We start from the raw sequence: 17,892 nt of genomic DNA, 5'->3' as shown, positions 1-17,892 counted from the left end.
TTCGTATGGAGAGAAAAAAATTCAGATTTAGAAAAGTAGTCAATGACATTCCACTGAACTATAAATTTTCCCTCATTTATATTATAGGTGTGCTTCTCCCTATCATTATTATCAACCTTGTTTTTTTGGATCGGATTTCCGATTTGATCAAATCCAGAGAACAGCAAAACTTAGAAATCTCTTTAGAGAGGGCCAGAAAGGATATTCAAGATTTCATTGAGGGTGGAGTAGCAGTTAGTTATACGCTGTCCTCCGATAAGAATCTGTATGAATTGCTAGAGCGGAGGTATGGGAACATGATTGAATTTTATGACACCTTCGACGAACAGCTTCGAGATCGGATGAACAGTTATATGCCAGTTAACAATCAGCTTGAACGAATTACTGTATTTACGAATAATGACTCCATTGTTTCCGGTAGTAACTATCAGGTCATCACGGACAAGGTAAGGGAGAGTGAGTGGTATAAGCAGTTCAGTGCTGCGAATAAACATATGTTTCTTGCTGCTTATCAAATGAGCACAGCGCCTAATGTGGCTTCTAATGCCCCATATTTAAGTGTAATTGAGCGAATGGATGTATACAGCTCACTAAATACCTATGAGAAGCTGCTTAGAATTGACCTGGATCTCAGTAAAATATATGACATTATAATTAGAGAAAAGGATTATTTGAGTCTTTACTTGGTTAACGGGCAGGATGAAATCATTATGTCTGCTCAGAGCGGTTATCAGAGAGGTACGAAGGATCCTTATCCTGTATTCGAGCTTCAGGATGATGAGCGCAAGGAAGACATACATATTGTACCCGTTGGCGGGGCTAGTTATATAAAAAGCTGGCGAATTATAGGGGTTACGCAAGGGGAGCGTATTGCTCAGGCGATTCTGGAGATTCGGATTTATGCAGGTATTTTGGCGTCCATTGTCACCTTGCTCACAACCGCCTTTTTATATGTGATGTTAAGATCCTACAATTATCGGGTGAAACGGTTGTCTAGGCATATGCAGAAAGTAACGAATGAGAAATTCGATCTTATTCAAATCGATGAAGGACAAGATGAGATTGGTGACTTGATTCATAACTTTAATAGAATGACCACTAAAATTAATTCTCTAATTAACGATGTATACAAACTGGAGATTCAAAAGAATAACCTGGAGATGGAAAGAGTAAGGGCTGAACTGAATTTTTTGCAAAGTCAGATGAATCCCCATTTTCTCTTCAATACTTTAAATGCCATTTTAGTGGTCTGTACCAAAAATAATTATTCGGACGTTACAGACATCATTAAGAGTTTATCCAAGTTGCTCAGAAGACTACTTAGCTGGAAAGAAGATCTCGTTACATTGGAAGAAGAAATGACGTTCATTGAGATGTATCTGAAAATAGAAAAATTCCGGTTCAGAGATAAATTTGACTATCAATTTGAGATCGATGAGCAGTCGCTGCAATATAAAATTCCAAAGCTAAGCATGCAGCCGTTAGTAGAAAATTCCTGTAAGCATGGTCTGCAGGCCATAGAAGGACTCGGTATCATTAAAGTAAAGACGGAAATCGAGGATAGTCGTTTGCAAGTTACGATTTCAGATAACGGTAAAGGGATCGAACCAAGCCAGCTTAAAGAAATTTTATTTAATGTTCAAAATGAAGAAGCCTCCTCAGGAACGAATATCGGAATCCGCAACGTGTATCGCAGACTGGAGCTATATTATGAAGATCAGGTTCGCTTTGAAATCAGCAGTGTCCCAAATGAAGGGACCGTTGTCACGTTTGGCATTCCGCTAAAGCTCCTGGAACGAAAAAATAGCTAGAAGGTGAGGGAGCCTATGAAATACAAAGTATTGTTGATCGATGATGAGCCTAGTGCTCTTGAGGGGATGCAGCTATGGATAGACTGGCAGGCGCTTGGCTTTGAAGTATGTGGAACCTCCAGTAATGGCAAAGAGGGCTTACAGTTAATAAGGCAGCTACTGCCGGATCTTGTCATTACAGATGTAAATATGCCGCTAATGAATGGTCTGGAAATGGTTTCCGCCTGGCAGCAAGAGGAGACTAAACCGATTAAGTTTGCCATACTAAGCGGTTATAGTGAGTTTGAATATGCTAAGACAGCTATACGTTATGGCATTAACCATTATCTGATGAAGCCGCTATTCGAAGAAGAGGCGTCAGAAGAATTGAAGGAGATATATCGGGAATTAGAACAGGAAACTCAGAAGCGAAGCTTAAATCAAATGGCAAACTCAGAGGAAGTTGTCTCTCTTCTTAAGAGCATATTGAATGAGAAGGCAGAAGATAAGTCAGACTTTACAGTACTTACACGTCTATCGGAAGGCAAAAGCCTTTGGAATATTTGTTTACTACAGACAGACCCGACGATGTATACGGAAATCAGAGAGAAAGCAGTAGCTCTGCTAACGAATACGGAATCGATGTTTCTGATCGATCTGGAGGCTTATTGCTTTGGAATCGTATATGGCTATCCTTCGGAGTCAGATGAGGGTGCTGCAATATATCCTGCAGTAGCTCCCTTGCTGAAAGAACACCCCAAGCAAGCCATGTATATTGCAGTAGGGGATAGCGAGGGCTCTTTGCTTCAAATTGCGAATAGCTACCGAACAGCGAAAGAAGCACTAATGTATTATTTTTACAATTCGGATCATTCAGGATTCTTGACCTATCAGGGAACCAAAGATAGTCCCTTCAGCTATCACTATGATCAAATTCAACTGATGGATGACTTAATGAGACCCATTAACACACTGGACATAAAAGGCTTTAAACAAGCTGTGGGCTTGGCCTCTCGCAGTTTTCGTGAGATGCGCATTGCTCCAGAGGTTGTGAAGAAGATCGTTATTCATATTATGTATAAGATCGTTGAGTTTACTTCGAAAGCTAGTGAAGTTCAAGTATCCTCCCTGTTAACTCAAATAACAATCCCCGAAATGCGGGACTCGATGATGAAGTTGAACGATTTAATGCGTAATCTTTTATCATGTGGTGAGGCGAGTATTGATATTCTTATAAGAGAACAAAGCCAAAAATCACAAGGGATTGTACAGGAAATCAACAACTATATTGAAGCGCATTATCACGAAAATCTTACAATTAAAAAGCTGTCGGAGGTATTCTTCCTGCATCCAGTATATCTGGGACAATTATTGATCAAGAAGAATGGCATTCATTTTAATGAGCAGCTGCATGACCTCCGGATTAAGGAATCAGCACGTTTACTTCAACACAATAAGTTGAAAAACAGTGAGATCGCGGAGAAGGTAGGATATTCCAATTACAGTCAGTTTCTCAAACAATTTGAAAAAAAGATGCATATAAGCCCTAATGAATTTAAACATAAGAATACCTAAACTTTTTGGGGGTATACCTTTAGTTCTGGCGTATTAACAGTGGCATCATCACCTCTATAATTTAACTTGTAAGGGCTTACAATATGGTTTCACCAACAAAATATGGAGGTGCTTTATGGGGGGCAAGTCAATATCAAAGTTCAAACTTAGTCTGATTGCTGTGTTATCCCTAAGTTTTGCTCTAGCAGGGTGCGGTGGAAATAACAGCGGTAATACTGCTAAGGGGGAAAACAAACCGGCAGAAACAACAGCTGCAACTGCAGCTGGAACCGATGACAAGAAGGTAGAGCCTTTTGAAGTTAGTATCTTTCTTGGAGAAGCAGGTCAGCAACCCACACCAGATAACAAAATTTACAAAATGATCAAAGAAAAAACAGGTGCATCATTCAGTTTCGAATTCTTGGCAGGAGATCTTAAACAGAAGCTTGGTGTTATGATTGCCGGTTCGGATTATCCGGATCTGATGAGTTCTAATACCCAACTGACGGCAGCAGGCGCATTTATTCCTCTTGAGGACTTGATTGAAGAACACGCTCCGAATTTGAAAGCGCATTACGCAGCTTACTGGAACATGATGAAGGATCCAAATGATGGACATATTTATACCCTTCCAAACTATGGTGCGTATAACGGTGAAATGAATACAACCTACTATTCTGGCCCAGCTTTCTGGATTCAGAAGGCTGTACTAAAAGATGCTGGTTATCCAACAATTAAGACATTGGACGAGTATTTCGATCTTATCGTGAAATATAAAGAAAAGAATCCAACCATTGATGGACAACCAACAGTTGGGTTTGAGATTCATAACAAAGACTGGAGAAACTGGGGATTGTTCAACGCACCTCAGCATCTGATCGGGCATCCTAATGATGGCGGAGTAGTAGTTAAGGATAACGTAGCAGAAATCTTTGCGGATAAAGACTATGCTAAGCAGTACTATAAAAAGCTTAATGATATGAATGCGTTGGGTATTATTGATAAAGAAGCATTTGTAATGGATTATGACCAATATTTAGCTAAATTGTCTAGCGGAGCCGTACTGGGAATGTTTGATCAGCACTGGAACTTCCAGAAAGCAGAAGATTCACTCAAAACACAAGGGAAAGATATGAGCACTTATGTAGGTTTGCCTCTTGTATATGATACTAACACCAAAGATTATTATCTGGATCGCCCTGCTCTTAACTTGAATAATGGATTCGGGATCACCGTCAATGCTAAGGATCCAGTGAGAATCCTTAAACTTATGGACACATTAATTCAAGAAGATTGGCAAAAAACCCTCACTTGGGGTATTGAAGGCGAAGATTATCAAGTGGAAGCCGGTCGCTTTATAAGAACCCAAGAACAACGGGACAACGCAGTTGATGCAACATGGAAGCTAAGTAACAAAGCAGAAGCTTGGTATGCTACTGCTCCTAAAATGCAAGGGTACTTTGCAGACGGTAACTCAACGGATGCGGCAGCCCAACCAGAAGAATATAAAGCAGGGTTGGAAGCGTATGACAAGGAAGTCCTTGACGCATATGGATTCAACAGCTATGTAGATTTCTTCAGTAAGCCTGGACCGAACCCAGTGGCTTATCCAGCTTGGTCGATAGATCTTGTTGAAAATTCTCCAGCAAAAATTGCTGATACGAAGATGGGAGAAGTTAAAACCAAGTATCTGCCAAAAGCAATCTTGGCTAGCCCTACCGATTTTGATAAAGTTTGGACTGAATTTGTTGGAGAACTTCATAAAGCGGATATTAAAGCTTACGAAGATAGAATCAATGAACAGCTTAAATGGAGATTTGATACTTGGAGTGTTAAATAGTTAGAGCTTGCTTAAAAATCAGAAAGTGGTGGCTTATTAGCCAACCACTTTCTGAAATATATGGATGATGTGGGGAGAAAATATATGGATGAGATTTTAACGGGAAAAAAAGTTAACCGGCATCCTAAAAGAAAAAAGAAGCAACCGATTACTATGACCTTGATTAAGAATCAGAAACAGTTGATTTGGATGTCAGTTCCATTGCTGCTGTATATTGTACTATTTGCGTACGTACCTGTTTGGGGATGGACCATGGCTTTTCAGGATTATAAACCAGCTAAGGCATTTGGCGAACAAACGTGGGTTGGCTTGAAGCACTTCAAGGCAATATTTACGGACGATACCTTTCTAAGGGTATTTAGAAATACACTGGCAATGGGTTTAATTAATTTCATTCTAGGATTTATTACCGCGATAGGATTAGCCTTACTTCTTAATGAAATCAAAAATGTATTTTGGAAAAGAACCGTGCAGACCATATCCTACTTGCCGCACTTTCTCTCTTGGATCATTGTAACAGGGATTGTAGGTGTCTCCCTTTCGGTTGGTAACGACGGGATTATCAACATCTTACTCATGAAATTAAATCTTATTGACTCACCAATCCTTTGGCTCAGTGAAGGAAAATATTTCTGGGGTATTGTGGGTGCTTCAACCGTCTGGAAAGAGGTGGGATGGGGTACAATCATCTACTTGGCTGCTATTGCTTCTATAGATCCAGCTTTATATGAGGCTGCTGAGATCGATGGGGCAAACCGGTACAGAAAAATGTTCAATGTAACATTACCTGGAATTAAACCAACCATTGTAATCCTGATGATCATGTCCATAGGACATGTACTGGATGTCGGATTTGAGGTTCCGTTCTTGTTAGGGAACGGTCTTACTGCAGACTGGTCGGATACGATAGATATATTTGTATTGAAATACGGGATTGGGCAAGGGAATTATTCCTTAGCCACTGCGGGTGGTATATTTAAAACAGTCGTAAGTGTAACGTTGCTGCTATTAGCTAACTGGACCTCGAAGCGGCTAGGGGAAGAGAGGCTGTTATAATCATGGAGAAAACTCAATTATTACCTCATAAATCTCCAAAAAGTAATGGTGGAAGACGCATGAGAAATATAGGTCTTGAACCAGTATTGTTCGGTACCTTTAATGCTGTATTTATGGTATGTATAGTTATAGTTACCTTATATCCATTTCTAAATACTATAGCAGTTTCATTGAATGCGGGGAACGATACGATCCGTGGCGGCATTTATCTATTGCCTAGGGAGTGGACTATACAGAACTACAAAGCCGTTTTTGCCTCAGGTACCATTATTCCTGCTTTTTGGATTTCGGTTGCACGAACAGTGATATCTACGATCCTGAATCTATTTCTAACCACAATGCTTGCTTATACTTTAAGCCGGAAAGAATATGTTTTCCGCAAACCGATTACCATTATTTTCGTCCTTACCATGTATTTTAATGCGGGTCTGATACCAAACTATTTCCTTATTAAGGAGCTTCATCTGCTAAACTCGTTTTGGGTATATGTAATACCGACTATGATAAGTGCATTTAATATGATCGTTATTCGTACTTATATTGGTAGCATACATGAAAGTCTTATGGAATCCGCGAGAATCGACGGTGCCGGGGATTTCAAGATTTTCATGAAAGTAGTCTTCCCTTTATGTAAACCTGTTCTTGCTACCATTGCCCTTTTTGTCGCAGTAGGTGCATGGAACGCATGGTTTGATGCTTTTATCTACACCTCTTCCCGCCAGCACCTCAGCACATTGCAGTATGAATTAATGAAGCTAATACAATCTAGTATGAATGCGAACAGTAGCGCAAGTGTAGCTAACGGGGCAGGGGTAACTGCGGAGTCAGCGGGGTCATTGGTAACTCCAAAGTCCATTCGTGCAGCCGTTACTATCGTTGCTTCGGTTCCGATTCTGCTAGTCTATCCATTCATGCAAAAGTACTTTGTAGTTGGAATGAACGTAGGAAGCGTGAAGGAATAAGCAGCTTACAATCACTATTAAGGAATAGGAAGGTTGTTTGTTAAACTATGACCCAATCTCCAATCACATACACAAATCCAATACTTCCAGGCTTTTATCCAGATCCTAGTATTACACGGGCTGGAGACGACTTCTATTTGGTTTGCAGCTCCTTTGAATATTTCCCTGGGGTACCTATCTTTCACAGCCAGGACTTAATTCATTGGACACAAATTGGTCATGTGCTCAATCGTGAAAGTCAGCTAGATACACGTAAGAGCAAAAGCTCTGGAGGTATATTTGCACCAACTATCCGGTATCATGAAGGAACGTTTTACATGATAACGACCGAAATACACGGGAAGGGGAATTTCTATGTTACGGCTACGGACCCAGCGGGTCCGTGGTCAGATCCAATCATTATTCCTTACGGAGGCATTGACCCTTCTCTAATGTTTGATGAGGACGGAAAGGTATATGTAACTACCCAGCAGGGGGCAGAGTATGACTCCCACGCCATTCAATATGAGATTGATATTGCTACGGGCGCAGCTTTAACAGAACCAGTTGTCATCTGGACTGGTGATGGTGGACCTTGGACGGAAGGACCACATTTGTACAAAATTAACGGAATGTACTATATCATGTCTGCTTCAGGCGGTACGGCGAAGGAACATCGTGAGATCATTGGTCGAAGTTCCTCGCCGTATGGGCCATTTGAGCGATTGCCTCATCCGATATTAACGCACAGAGGTACCGACAGTCCTATTCAGTATTTAGGACATGCCGATTTGATTGAAGATCGAAACGGTGATTGGTGGGCCGTATTCCTTGGAGTACGACTAGTAGGTTCTAAATATACAGTGCTAGGAAGAGAGACCTTCCTTGCCCCTGTAACGTGGAATGAAGACGGATGGCCGATGATTGATAATAACGAAGATATCGTAGGACTGGATATGAAGGTTCCGCGTGTACCGGGTCAATCACCAAAGCCTGCGCTAAGCGGAAGGTATGACTTTGAAGACGATGTATTACCATTCGCAATGACCTTTCTTCGTAATCCCGCTGAGGCAAGCTGGTCTCTAAATGAACGCCCGGGATGGTTATCTCTTCGGGGTCAATCTAAGGGTCTCAGTGATATAGGACAGGTGTCATTTATAGGAAGAAGACAACAGTATACTTCAGCAGAATGGAGTACATTACTGGATTTTAACCCTACCGTGGACGGTGAAGAGGCAGGGCTTTGTGCCAGATTGGACGAGGATGCACATTATGAGATTGGCTTGGTGCAAAAAGATGGCCACAGAGTCATTGCAGCACAATTAACTATTGATGGAATAACCCGTGTAGAAGCAGAAGTACCAACTACAGCTGAGCGAATTTATCTGAAAATACAGGCGGAGCTTACCGAATACACCTTATTGTTCTCCTTGGAAGGGCAGGAATGGAATAAGCTATCTACAGCGGCAGCATACCCAATATCCCCACAGGCCGTAAAAGGAAATGGATTTACAGGTGTTCTTATCGGTTTATACGCGACAGGTCATGGTAAAGTAGCTGAGGTACCTGCCCACTTTGATTGGTTCGATTATCGGTCATAATGAATAGCGTTTGTTAGGAGGGAAATTGTTGAGACAAGCTAGTGATTTTACAGAGCCTGCACTAAAGACAGTATTCGCAGAGGATTTCAAGATTGGCGCAGCCGTCAACCCATTAACTATCCAATCACAGAAGCATTTGCTTGCTTATCATTTCAACAGTATTACCGCTGAGAACGAGATGAAATTTGAAAGTCTGCATCCACTTGAGGACACTTATAACTTTAGGGCAGCAGACCAGCTGGTTGCCTTCGCCAGGGAACATCATATGGCGATGCGCGGACATACCTTGATTTGGCACAACCAGACAACGGACTGGCTGTTTGAGGATAAGGGCGGAGGACCTGTAAGCAAAGAGATTCTGCTTGCACGAGTTAAATCACATATTCAGACCGTTGTAGGACGTTATAAGGAAGAAATTTATGCTTGGGATGTTGTAAACGAGGTAATCGCTGATGAGGGAGAAGAACTTCTTCGCCAGTCGAAGTGGCTCGACATTGTGGGCCCAGACTTTATCGCCAAAGCGTTTGAATTCGCGCATGAAGCCGATCCAAAGGCTTTGTTGTTCTACAATGACTATAATGAATCCCATCCATTAAAGCGTGACAAAATCTATAAACTGGTGAAGTCGCTATTGGAACAAGGCGTGCCGATCCATGGCGTCGGATTGCAGGCACACTGGAATTTATACGATCCTAGTCTAGATGATATTCGTACAGCGATCGAAAAATATGCATCCTTAGGACTTCAGCTCCAACTGACAGAGCTGGATGTATCCATGTTCCGTTTCGATGATAGACGAATGGACTTAAAGGCAGTACCTGCTGATCTGCTCGAGCTTCAAGCAGATCGATATGAAGCGATGTTCGCACTACTGAGAGAATACCGGGACGTGATTAGTTCGGTCACGTTCTGGGGAGCAGCGGATGACTATACCTGGCTGGATGATTTCCCTGTTCGTGGGCGGAAGAACTGGCCGTTCCTATTCGATGAAGGGCATAAGCCTAAGCCAGCTTTCCATCGAATTATCACCTCTGCCACGAAATTATAGAGTGGACAAGCTGCTCAAATAATGAACTGTGAACCCGTCCTTATATCGATTAAGGGCGGGTTATTTATACGTTGATAGATTAGTAGAGTAGATCTCAAAGGGCGGATTAAAGTGAGCGTGACAATTAGAACGATTCTGGAAGATTTAATAGGAGCTATGGAACAGATAGATAGGACTGTGGATACTCTTAAGCCGGGGAATCCAGAAATGGTGATTACAGGGATGGTTACGGCATTTTGCGCTACGCAATATGTTGTGGAACGAACGATTGCTATGAACGCCAATTTGTTGATCACACATGAAGGTGTGTTTTACAGTCATCATGAGACGAGCAAGTGGTTAAAGGATGACCCTGTGTCTCGCGCGAAACGGAGTTTGATTGAGCGTTCTGAACTGGCTATTTTTCGTTATCATGATTATTGGCATCGGCATCAACCGGATGGGATCATGGTGGGCTTGCTACGAGAGCTTGAATGGTCAGCCTATGTGGTTGAGCAGCAATCCACTGCTACAATCCTATCGATTCCAGCTATGACGGTAAGTGAAGCGGCTCTGTATATAAAAAGAAAGCTAGGCATCTCCTATGTACGTGCTGCCGGAGACCTATCCCAGATATGCAGACATGTGGGGATATTAGTAGGTTACAGAGGAGGTGGGACGATGGCTATTCCTCTTTTTAATCAGCACAATCTTGATTTAATTATTGCTGGCGAGGGCCCCGAATGGGAAACTCCAGAATATGTGAGGGATGCTGTCCACCAAGGCAGATTAAAAGCGCTGATTATGTTAGGTCATGCGGAAAGTGAAGCTCCAGGAATGAAATATTTAGCTGAAGTTCTGGCACAGAAATACCCAATGATTCCTACTTATTTTATTGCTGAACAACCGGTCTATCAGCTGGTTTAATTTCGTATAAACCGAAATGAAGAATAAATTTGCATATTATGGAGAAAATGATTGGAAACCAGGTCACTGAGAAAGGAGTGTTTCAATGGAAATTCCTTTGGAGGCTGATGAAGTGTTAAGTCGTATCAAAAAGCTTCAAACCGATGGAAGCTCGATCAGCAAAAAACAAGTGAAGCAAAGCGATCCTGATCTTATGAGAAGTGCGCTGTTCTTTTTTCCGAGCTGGGAGCATGCATTGAAAAACGCCGATCTGTTGTAGCCATATGATTGTATAACGAAGCCGAGTGGTTCAGGGATTGATCTCTGATGGCCGCTCGGCTTTTTTTAGATATATTGAGTAAACAAGAGCAAAAGAAAGAGAAAACGAAGTGTATGCTTAATATGAAATGAAAAGCATGGCTTTCAACATTATTTTGCCCACGGCTCAACTTTACAAGAAACCTTACACGGAGTATGATTCATCACATAACTGACAATTACATAAGAAGTCCGCTTAATTTCCGTTAAGGAAAGCGGGGGAACCAACAACTGGGAACCAGTGTAACAATCGGTACTAGTTATGGGGTGAATCCTGTTCCAGGTGCATAAATGCATCCATGCAGGTAGGGCAACTCTCACTGCCCGAATCCGACAGCTAACCTCGTAAGCGTATGGAGAGAGGATGAATGGCGTATTTGATGATGAATAGCCACAGAGAATCCCTCTGTGGTTTTTTGCTGCGTTAAAAAGCAGATATAGTTGTAGAACCTATCTATGAAAGAGGTGTTAACTTTGCCTATTGCTAAACTGAATGGAACTTCGCTCTATTACGAAATCAATGGAACAGGGACTCCGGTTGTGTTTATCCATGGACATGGATTAACACATAGTATGTTCAAGCCACAATTGGAGTATTTTTCTGATAAATATAAAGTGATTCTGTGTGATTTACGGGGGAATGGCAAATCAGGTGAACTACTGCAGGCCCCAAATGAGATTATTGAAACCCAATGTCTAGATATAATTATGCTATTGAATGATTTGGGTATTCGTGAGGCTGTTTTTGTTGGGAGTGCCTATGGGGGGCTCGTCGTTCAACATATTGCGAAACAATATCCAGAGCGAGTAAAAGCGATTGTTGTCGCGGATAGCTTTTGTAGAAGTCAGGCGTCAACGATAATCGGTAAAATCCAGCTTATGGCTGCTTATTGTAGTTGGTTAATGTATTACGCTCCAAGTGAGCTTGTACTGCCTTCGATTCGTATGATGTACCGGGAACGCTGGAATCTGGCTTATAACGAGATTAGAAGAGGACTTCTCGATAAACGTCCACGGGAATTGTATCGGCAAAGGCTGGCTACGAGCCATGTGGATTACACTAGATGCTTAAAGTCTTTTAAGCGTCCCGCCTTATGTATTGTAGGTGACTTTAGTGAATTTGGAGTTAATTGTATGAAGGATATGGTGTCTCAGCTGCCACATGCTCAGTTAGTGATCATCCCTAACGCATTAGATCCTAGTAATCTGTGTCAGCCGGAGAAATTTAATGCTATACTTCAGCGGTTTTTGGAGAAACAGCAGGAAACTCAGCAGATTAGTTGATCTTAGTGGTAAGTGAGAAATGAGGGGCGTCCCATAGCCGGGGAGTATGTACTGGCTACGGGGCGTTCTTCTGTATGTCTGTATTTTGTACAATGCTGTCTACTGATGTAAGATTAAAGATATTCGAGATTAACTATCTAAAGGAGCTGAGTCATGATGTCTCAAGCCGAAACCATAAAATTGACCTCATTATCTTCAAAAGGGGGCTGCGGCTGCAAAATCGGTCCCGCCGATCTCATGCAGGTTATTCGCAGTCTACCACCAACCGTTCCTAATCCGGATCTACTTGTAGGTCTGGATACCAGTGATGACGCTGGGGTATATCGATTAAGTGATGATCTTGCGTTAGTGCAAACTGTTGATTTTTTCACGCCGATCGTGGATGACCCTTATTCCTTTGGGCAAATTGCAGCAGCTAATGCGTTAAGTGATATTTATGCTATGGGCGGCAAGCCGCTTACAGTGCTTAATATTGTGGCCTTCCCTATTTCTGTTTTGGACAAAAGCATTCTCGGTGACATTTTGCGCGGTGCAGCAGATAAAGTGCAGGAAGCAGGAGCAACGCTTGTGGGCGGACATTCCATCGACGATAAAGAGCCTAAATTTGGATTGGCCGTTACGGGCCTTGTGCATCCGGACAAAGTAAGAACGAATGCAGGTGCGCAGGTAGGAGACAAGCTGATTTTGACTAAACCTATCGGTGTGGGCATCTTAACGACTTCTATTAAAAAGGATCAGCTATCCCCAGAAGAAACTACACGCCTTACGACAGTCATGTCTACACTGAATAAAAAAGCGGCAGAAATCATGGAGCCCTATGATGTACATGCTTGTACAGATGTTACCGGATTCGGGTTGCTTGGACATGCCTCGGAAATGGCAAAAGGGAGCAATCACGGACTGATTATTCGTCAAGGCGATGTACCGATGCTGCCAAGAGTAAGAGAGCTCGCGGAGCAGGGCTTTGTTCCAGGCGGCACTAAAAATAACTTTGCCCATTTGGAGGGCAGTATTCTTTATCCGGAAGAGATGGACCAATTAAGCCGTTATATTCTGTGTGATGCTGTGACTTCCGGTGGACTGCTGATTTCTGTTGCTCCTGAACAAAGTGAGGATTTGCTAAAAGAGTTAGTAGATGCAGGTGTGGAAGCGGCATTGATCGGAGAGGTAACGGAAGAACATCCGGGTCAGATTGTAGTTATAGCTGCGCAATAACGCTGTAGTTCAGCTTAGAGGCGACCTAAGAAGTTAGCCACCAGAGGAGAGAGCGCATTGTTTCAGGATATTACACTGGAAGAACTAAGAGTGTTAAAGAATAAGAAGCAGATCACCGTTATCGACGTTCGATCTCCTTCTGAATATAAAGATTCGACATTGCCAGAGAGCTTGAATATTCCTTTTTTTGACGATGAGGAACGAGCTGAAGTAGGTACATTGTATAAACAGACAAGTGTGCAGGCTGCGAAAGAACGCGGTTTGGAGATTGCTGCCGCGAAGCTACCTTCCTTTGTCAAAGAATTTGTTGCGATTCAAGGGGACAAGGCTGTATTCTGCTGGAGGGGAGGTATGCGCAGCCGTACAACTGCGACCGTACTTTCTTTAATGGATATTCACGCTTACCGATTGATTGGCGGCTATAAAGCTTACCGTAAATGGATACTCGATGAACTGGAGTCCTATGAATTCAAGGCGAAGCCTTATGTCATTCATGGAAATACGGGTACAGGTAAAACAAATCTGCTGCACCGCCTGAAGGCACAGAGCTATCCTGTTTTGGATTTGGAAGGAATGGCAGGTCACCGCGGTTCTATCTTTGGCGAGATCGGACTTCATGCAAACAATCAAAAAACGTTCGATAGTCTCCTTATGGAGGAATTAATTAAGCTTGGGGATGCTCCTTATGTACTGTTTGAAGCGGAGAGCAAAAAGATTGGGAAGGTCGTAATGCCCCCATTCATGGCCGAGCAGAAAGAGATTGGAACACAGATTTGGATTGAGATGCCACTACAAGCCAGAGTGCAGCAAATCCTTGAGGATTATCGACCAGAAGAATATAAAGAACAGTGCATTTCAGCATTTCGAAGTATCAAATCGCGAATTCATATCCCCATTGCGGCGGAAATCGAGCGTTGCTTGCAAGCTGATATGTTCGGAGAGGCTGTTGCGCTGCTGTTAGAATACTACTATGATCCTAAATACGATTATACGTCTACTCAGTATGAAGGCATTGAGAGAGTTACCTTTAAGGTGAACAATTTGGATGAAGCTGAGGCTGCGGTGATCTCTTTTTTAAGTAATCAGAAGGTATAAGCTTTATGTATCGTAAAGTATGAGGGGTTTAGAGGAGGCTCGGATTAACAAATGATCTATTTAGACTATAACGCTACAACACCTGTAGATAAGGAAGTAGCAGAGGTTATGATTCCTTATCTTTATGGTCATTTTGGCAATCCTTCAAGCAGTCATTCTTTGGGACAAGAAGCTAAAGTCGGAATCGAGCGAGCAAGAACACAGGTGGCTAATTTCCTGAATTGTACACCGGGTGAGGTGCTTTTTACAGGCGGGGGCAGCGAGTCGAATAATACCGTCATCAAGGGCGTCGCCCAAACGTATCGACATAAAGGCAATCACATTATTGTGTCTGCTGTGGAGCATCCTGCGGTAATTAAACCGTGTCAGTATCTGGAGCAGTTGGGCTACACGATTACTTATGTACCTGTTGACACGTATGGAATGGTGCAGGTAGATGATGTGAAAAATCACCTTACAGACCAAACTATACTAGTTTCCATTATGCACTCTAACAACGAAACGGGCACGATTCAGCCGATCAAAGAAATAGCCGAGGTCTGCCATGAACGGGGTGTCCTTGTACATACCGATGCTTCGCAGTCCGCTGGAAAAGTAGAGCTTGATGTGGCTGAGTTAGGGGTGGATTTTCTAACGCTGGCAGGCCATAAATTATATGCGCCAAAAGGGATTGGAGCATTGTACATCCGAGAGGGCATTCACATCGAGCCATTAATTCACGGAGCGGGTCATGAGCAGGGGAGACGTGCCGGAACGGAAAACACCCCTTATATTATAGGATTAGGAAAAGCCTGTGAGCTTGCTTCGGACTCTGCTTCCAGAGAGCGTGTGAAAGAAGTAGCGGATTATTTCTACGATAGATTGCAGGAGGCATTTGGCGACAGAATTCACCTGAATGGTCATAGACATAAGCGATTGCCAAACACGCTTAACGTTAGTTTTCTTGGAGCGGTGGGTCACGAAGTGATTGCTTCGCTGGAAGATGTGGCTGCCTCAACAGGTTCAGCTTGTCATTCTGGAGAAACATTGATTTCACCTGTTCTAAAGGCAATGAATGTCTCAGCATGTATTGGGCAGGGAGCGGTTCGTTTTAGTGTGGGACGATATACGACTAAAGCGGAGATCGATGAGGTTATCGGTAAGCTGAAAGAGTATTTGTTGTGAGTGGATTGCCAGGGATAGCTAAGTTTGCTCAATAGCGTCTCTCCGGATCGAAAGATCAAGAAATTTTAATCGAATATTATAACAAAAGCATCTGTTACTCCTTTAGTGGGGAGGGCAGATGCTTTTGTTTGTGTTAGTGATTATACGATAGTAAAGCCAGCACTTGCATAACCAGTGACTGTATTTACAAGGGTAAGACCTGTAGCAGTGGCTGAGAATACCATAAGAAGGCGTGTCTGAGGTGTTACAGTGAAATTGATACCATTCGTAATTCCGCTGACAAAAGTTCCTAGATTAATAGTACCAGTGATAGATGGAAGTGGTACTATTGCGCCTGGAATAGGAGTAAATGTGTTATTTGGTGTGGCCGATTGGTACAATTGCGCTGTTACATTTATCGTAGTACCAAGAAGCGATAAAGCAATGGTATTACTGAAGTAAGCAGCAATAGATGTAATCACTCCTGAACGAGGAACCGACATGGCAAAGTTGATAAGAGGTCCAAGAACAGTACCTGTCAAATCAATATTTCCACCAACAAGAGAAATGCCAGTAGCTGAATTTCCGAAGCCTATGAGGCTTGTTGTTCCAACCAAACCACCTAAAACCGTGGTCATAATAATAGGTCCTCCAGATGCTAGCGGAATGATTGCGCCATCACCGGTTGCCCCAGTAACTCCTGTAACTCCGGTAACCCCCGTAGCTCCAGTAAGCCCGGCAGTACCCGTAGCCCCCGTCGGGCCAACAAGCCCGGCAGTACCCGTAGCCCCTGTCGGACCAGCAAGCCCGGCAGTACCCGTAGCCCCCGTCGGGCCAAGAAGCCCTGCAGTACCCGTAGCCCCTGTCGGACCAGCAAGCCCGGCAGTACCCGTAGCCCCCGTCGGTCCAACAAGCCCGGCAGTACCCGTAGCCCCTGTCGGACCAGCAAGCCCGGCAGTACCCGTAGCCCCTGTCGGACCAGCAAGCCCGGCAGTACCCGTAGCCCCTGTCGGTCCAGCAAGTCCGGCAGTTCCTGTAGCGCCCGTCGGTCCAGCAAGTCCGGCAGTTCCTGTAGCGCCCGTCGGTCCAGCAAGTCCGGCAGTTCCTGTAGCGCCCGTCGGTCCAGCAAGTCCGGCAGTACCTGTCGCACCCGTCGCGCCAGCAATTCCAGCAGTACCTGTCGCGCCCGTTGCGCCAGCCAGCCCCGCAGTACCTGTCGCGCCTGTCGCTCCAGTTGCCCCTGCTCCAGGACCTGGAGGCCCCTGTATACCTTGCGCCCCAGTCGCACCCGTCGCGCCTGTCCCGCCAACACCATATTCTCCTTGAGGACCTTGAGGACCTTGAGGACCTTGAAGACCTTGAAGACCTTGAGGACCCTGAGGACCCTGCGCCCCTTGAGGTCCTTGCGGACCAGTCGCACCTGTTGCTCCACCAGCAATTAGTAAATAATCTGATGAACTACCTGGGATTCCTATGGGGCTAGCAACAGTAGCTATATAGGTACTGCCATTAAAGGTTACTACTTGACCCGCTGGATAAAAAGGGCTTTGTGCTGGATTAAAGATTACAATACCTTGCAGCCCTGCACCAGTGGCTCCTTGAGGACCCTGAGGACCTTGTGGCCCCGTCGCACCCTTAATAGGTAAGCCGAGCGCTTGTGAAATAGAAGCTTGAATATGTCTGATTTGAATTACCAACTGATCTTTGCAATGAGAGTCTATTTTCGTGGCGAGGATAAAAGATAATAACTCGGCTAACAGCTGTTGAAGATTAGTACCCACGCTCACGACGGAGAAGGGACTGACCTCAGTAGATACAATGGTTATTTCTACTACAGAAAGAAGCTCCGTTCTAAAAGGGCTGCATATCCTAGCCTCATGCAAGAATTCCATGAGCTCTCTTAACACTCTTTGAAGATTGGAAATATGAAGTGTAGTGGGATTCGTAAGTGCGGGAGGTACCACTGTAGCAAGCTCTGTGACTATTTTTAATAGTGCAGCACACTCTCTTTTTCTAACAGGACTGCTTATTCTTCCTTGTTTGTTTAGGATAGCGTCACCTTTAAATGGTCTATGATAATGATCTGACATGCTTCTGTATCTCCTCCTTGAGCTTCTCCTTT

14 protein-coding genes and 1 riboswitch are annotated in these 17,892 nt (G+C 43.6%); of the genes, 13 read left to right on the top strand and 1 reads right to left on the bottom strand.

The window, feature by feature from the left end; genetic code table 11:
* Positions 1-5 precede the first annotated feature (5 nt).
* The 13 genes from NYE25_RS16610 (at position 6) to NYE25_RS16550 (ending at position 15,791) form a co-directional block, all read left to right on the top strand.
* A complete protein-coding gene (locus NYE25_RS16610) occupies positions 6-1,811 on the top strand; it encodes a sensor histidine kinase (RefSeq protein WP_341146416.1) in 1,806 nt (601 codons plus the stop codon).
* A 15-nt stretch (positions 1,812-1,826) separates the two neighbouring features.
* Entirely contained in the window at positions 1,827-3,365 is a 1,539-nt protein-coding gene (locus NYE25_RS16605) for a response regulator transcription factor (protein WP_341146415.1), read from the top strand.
* A 115-nt stretch (positions 3,366-3,480) separates the two neighbouring features.
* On the top strand, positions 3,481-5,184 hold the full coding sequence (locus NYE25_RS16600; RefSeq protein ID WP_341146414.1) for a sugar ABC transporter substrate-binding protein: 1,704 nt from the start codon (positions 3,481-3,483) through the stop codon (positions 5,182-5,184).
* An 84-nt stretch (positions 5,185-5,268) separates the two neighbouring features.
* Entirely contained in the window at positions 5,269-6,240 is a 972-nt protein-coding gene (locus tag NYE25_RS16595; protein ID WP_076120957.1) for an ABC transporter permease, read from the top strand.
* Positions 6,241-6,299: 59 nt separating this feature from the next.
* The gene (locus NYE25_RS16590; protein ID WP_076120963.1) at positions 6,300-7,202 is read left to right on the top strand and encodes a carbohydrate ABC transporter permease; all 903 of its coding nucleotides are present in this window, start codon (positions 6,300-6,302) and stop codon (positions 7,200-7,202) included.
* 47 nt (positions 7,203-7,249) lie between these two features.
* Positions 7,250-8,782, top strand: a complete 1,533-nt coding sequence (locus NYE25_RS16585; protein ID WP_341146413.1) for a glycoside hydrolase family 43 protein — start codon at positions 7,250-7,252, stop codon at positions 8,780-8,782.
* 28 nt (positions 8,783-8,810) lie between these two features.
* Positions 8,811-9,830 carry an endo-1,4-beta-xylanase gene (locus tag NYE25_RS16580; RefSeq protein ID WP_341146412.1) on the top strand — a complete coding sequence of 340 codons (1,020 nt, stop codon included), beginning with the start codon at positions 8,811-8,813 and terminating at the stop codon, positions 9,828-9,830.
* A gap of 111 nt (positions 9,831-9,941) precedes the next feature.
* Positions 9,942-10,736: a Nif3-like dinuclear metal center hexameric protein gene (locus NYE25_RS16575; RefSeq protein WP_341146411.1), complete on the top strand. Its 795-nt coding sequence runs from the start codon at positions 9,942-9,944 to the stop codon at positions 10,734-10,736.
* 85 nt (positions 10,737-10,821) lie between these two features.
* Complete coding sequence (locus NYE25_RS16570) at positions 10,822-10,995, top strand: hypothetical protein (protein WP_170880375.1); 174 nt, start codon at positions 10,822-10,824, stop codon at positions 10,993-10,995.
* 221 nt (positions 10,996-11,216) lie between these two features.
* Positions 11,217-11,401, top strand: a riboswitch (cyclic di-AMP (ydaO/yuaA leader).
* A 106-nt stretch (positions 11,402-11,507) separates the two neighbouring features.
* Positions 11,508-12,317 (top strand): alpha/beta fold hydrolase, encoded by an 810-nt coding sequence (locus NYE25_RS16565; RefSeq protein WP_076300380.1) that lies wholly within the window; start codon positions 11,508-11,510, stop codon positions 12,315-12,317.
* 156 nt (positions 12,318-12,473) lie between these two features.
* Positions 12,474-13,532: a selenide, water dikinase SelD gene (gene selD, locus NYE25_RS16560; protein WP_341053418.1), complete on the top strand. Its 1,059-nt coding sequence runs from the start codon at positions 12,474-12,476 to the stop codon at positions 13,530-13,532.
* Between the two features lie 57 nt (positions 13,533-13,589).
* Positions 13,590-14,627 (top strand): tRNA 2-selenouridine(34) synthase MnmH, encoded by a 1,038-nt coding sequence (mnmH, locus tag NYE25_RS16555; RefSeq protein ID WP_341146410.1) that lies wholly within the window; start codon positions 13,590-13,592, stop codon positions 14,625-14,627.
* 51 nt (positions 14,628-14,678) lie between these two features.
* Entirely contained in the window at positions 14,679-15,791 is a 1,113-nt protein-coding gene (locus NYE25_RS16550; RefSeq protein ID WP_341146409.1) for a cysteine desulfurase family protein, read from the top strand.
* A 140-nt stretch (positions 15,792-15,931) separates the two neighbouring features.
* Here the strand turns inward: NYE25_RS16550 and NYE25_RS16545 are convergent, their stop codons facing one another.
* The gene (locus NYE25_RS16545) at positions 15,932-17,860 is read right to left on the bottom strand and encodes an exosporium glycoprotein BclB-related protein (protein ID WP_341146408.1); all 1,929 of its coding nucleotides are present in this window, start codon (positions 17,858-17,860) and stop codon (positions 15,932-15,934) included.
* Between the last annotated feature and the right edge of the window lie 32 nt (positions 17,861-17,892).

The organism is Paenibacillus sp. FSL E2-8871, from assembly GCF_038000345.1.
Lineage (GTDB): Bacteria > Bacillota > Bacilli > Paenibacillales > Paenibacillaceae > Paenibacillus_AQ.
Note: the sequence above shows the minus strand (reverse complement) of the source record. Positions and strands in the feature narration are given on the sequence as shown.

Excerpts from the sequence above, each read along its gene's own strand:
- NYE25_RS16605 (WP_341146415.1), top strand. The coding sequence starts at position 1,827 with ATGAAATACAAAGTATTGTTGATCGATGATGAGCCTAGTGCTCTTGAG.
- NYE25_RS16585 (WP_341146413.1), top strand. The coding sequence starts at position 7,250 with ATGACCCAATCTCCAATCACATACACAAATCCAATACTTCCAGGCTTT.
- NYE25_RS16590 (WP_076120963.1), top strand. The coding sequence starts at position 6,300 with ATGAGAAATATAGGTCTTGAACCAGTATTGTTCGGTACCTTTAATGCT.
- NYE25_RS16550 (WP_341146409.1), top strand. The coding sequence starts at position 14,679 with ATGATCTATTTAGACTATAACGCTACAACACCTGTAGATAAGGAAGTA.
- NYE25_RS16545 (WP_341146408.1), bottom strand. The coding sequence starts at position 17,860 with ATGTCAGATCATTATCATAGACCATTTAAAGGTGACGCTATCCTAAAC.
- NYE25_RS16610 (WP_341146416.1), top strand. The coding sequence starts at position 6 with ATGGAGAGAAAAAAATTCAGATTTAGAAAAGTAGTCAATGACATTCCA.
- selD (WP_341053418.1), top strand. The coding sequence starts at position 12,474 with ATGTCTCAAGCCGAAACCATAAAATTGACCTCATTATCTTCAAAAGGG.
- NYE25_RS16600 (WP_341146414.1), top strand. The coding sequence starts at position 3,481 with ATGGGGGGCAAGTCAATATCAAAGTTCAAACTTAGTCTGATTGCTGTG.
- NYE25_RS16595 (WP_076120957.1), top strand. The coding sequence starts at position 5,269 with ATGGATGAGATTTTAACGGGAAAAAAAGTTAACCGGCATCCTAAAAGA.
- NYE25_RS16570 (WP_170880375.1), top strand. The coding sequence starts at position 10,822 with ATGGAAATTCCTTTGGAGGCTGATGAAGTGTTAAGTCGTATCAAAAAG.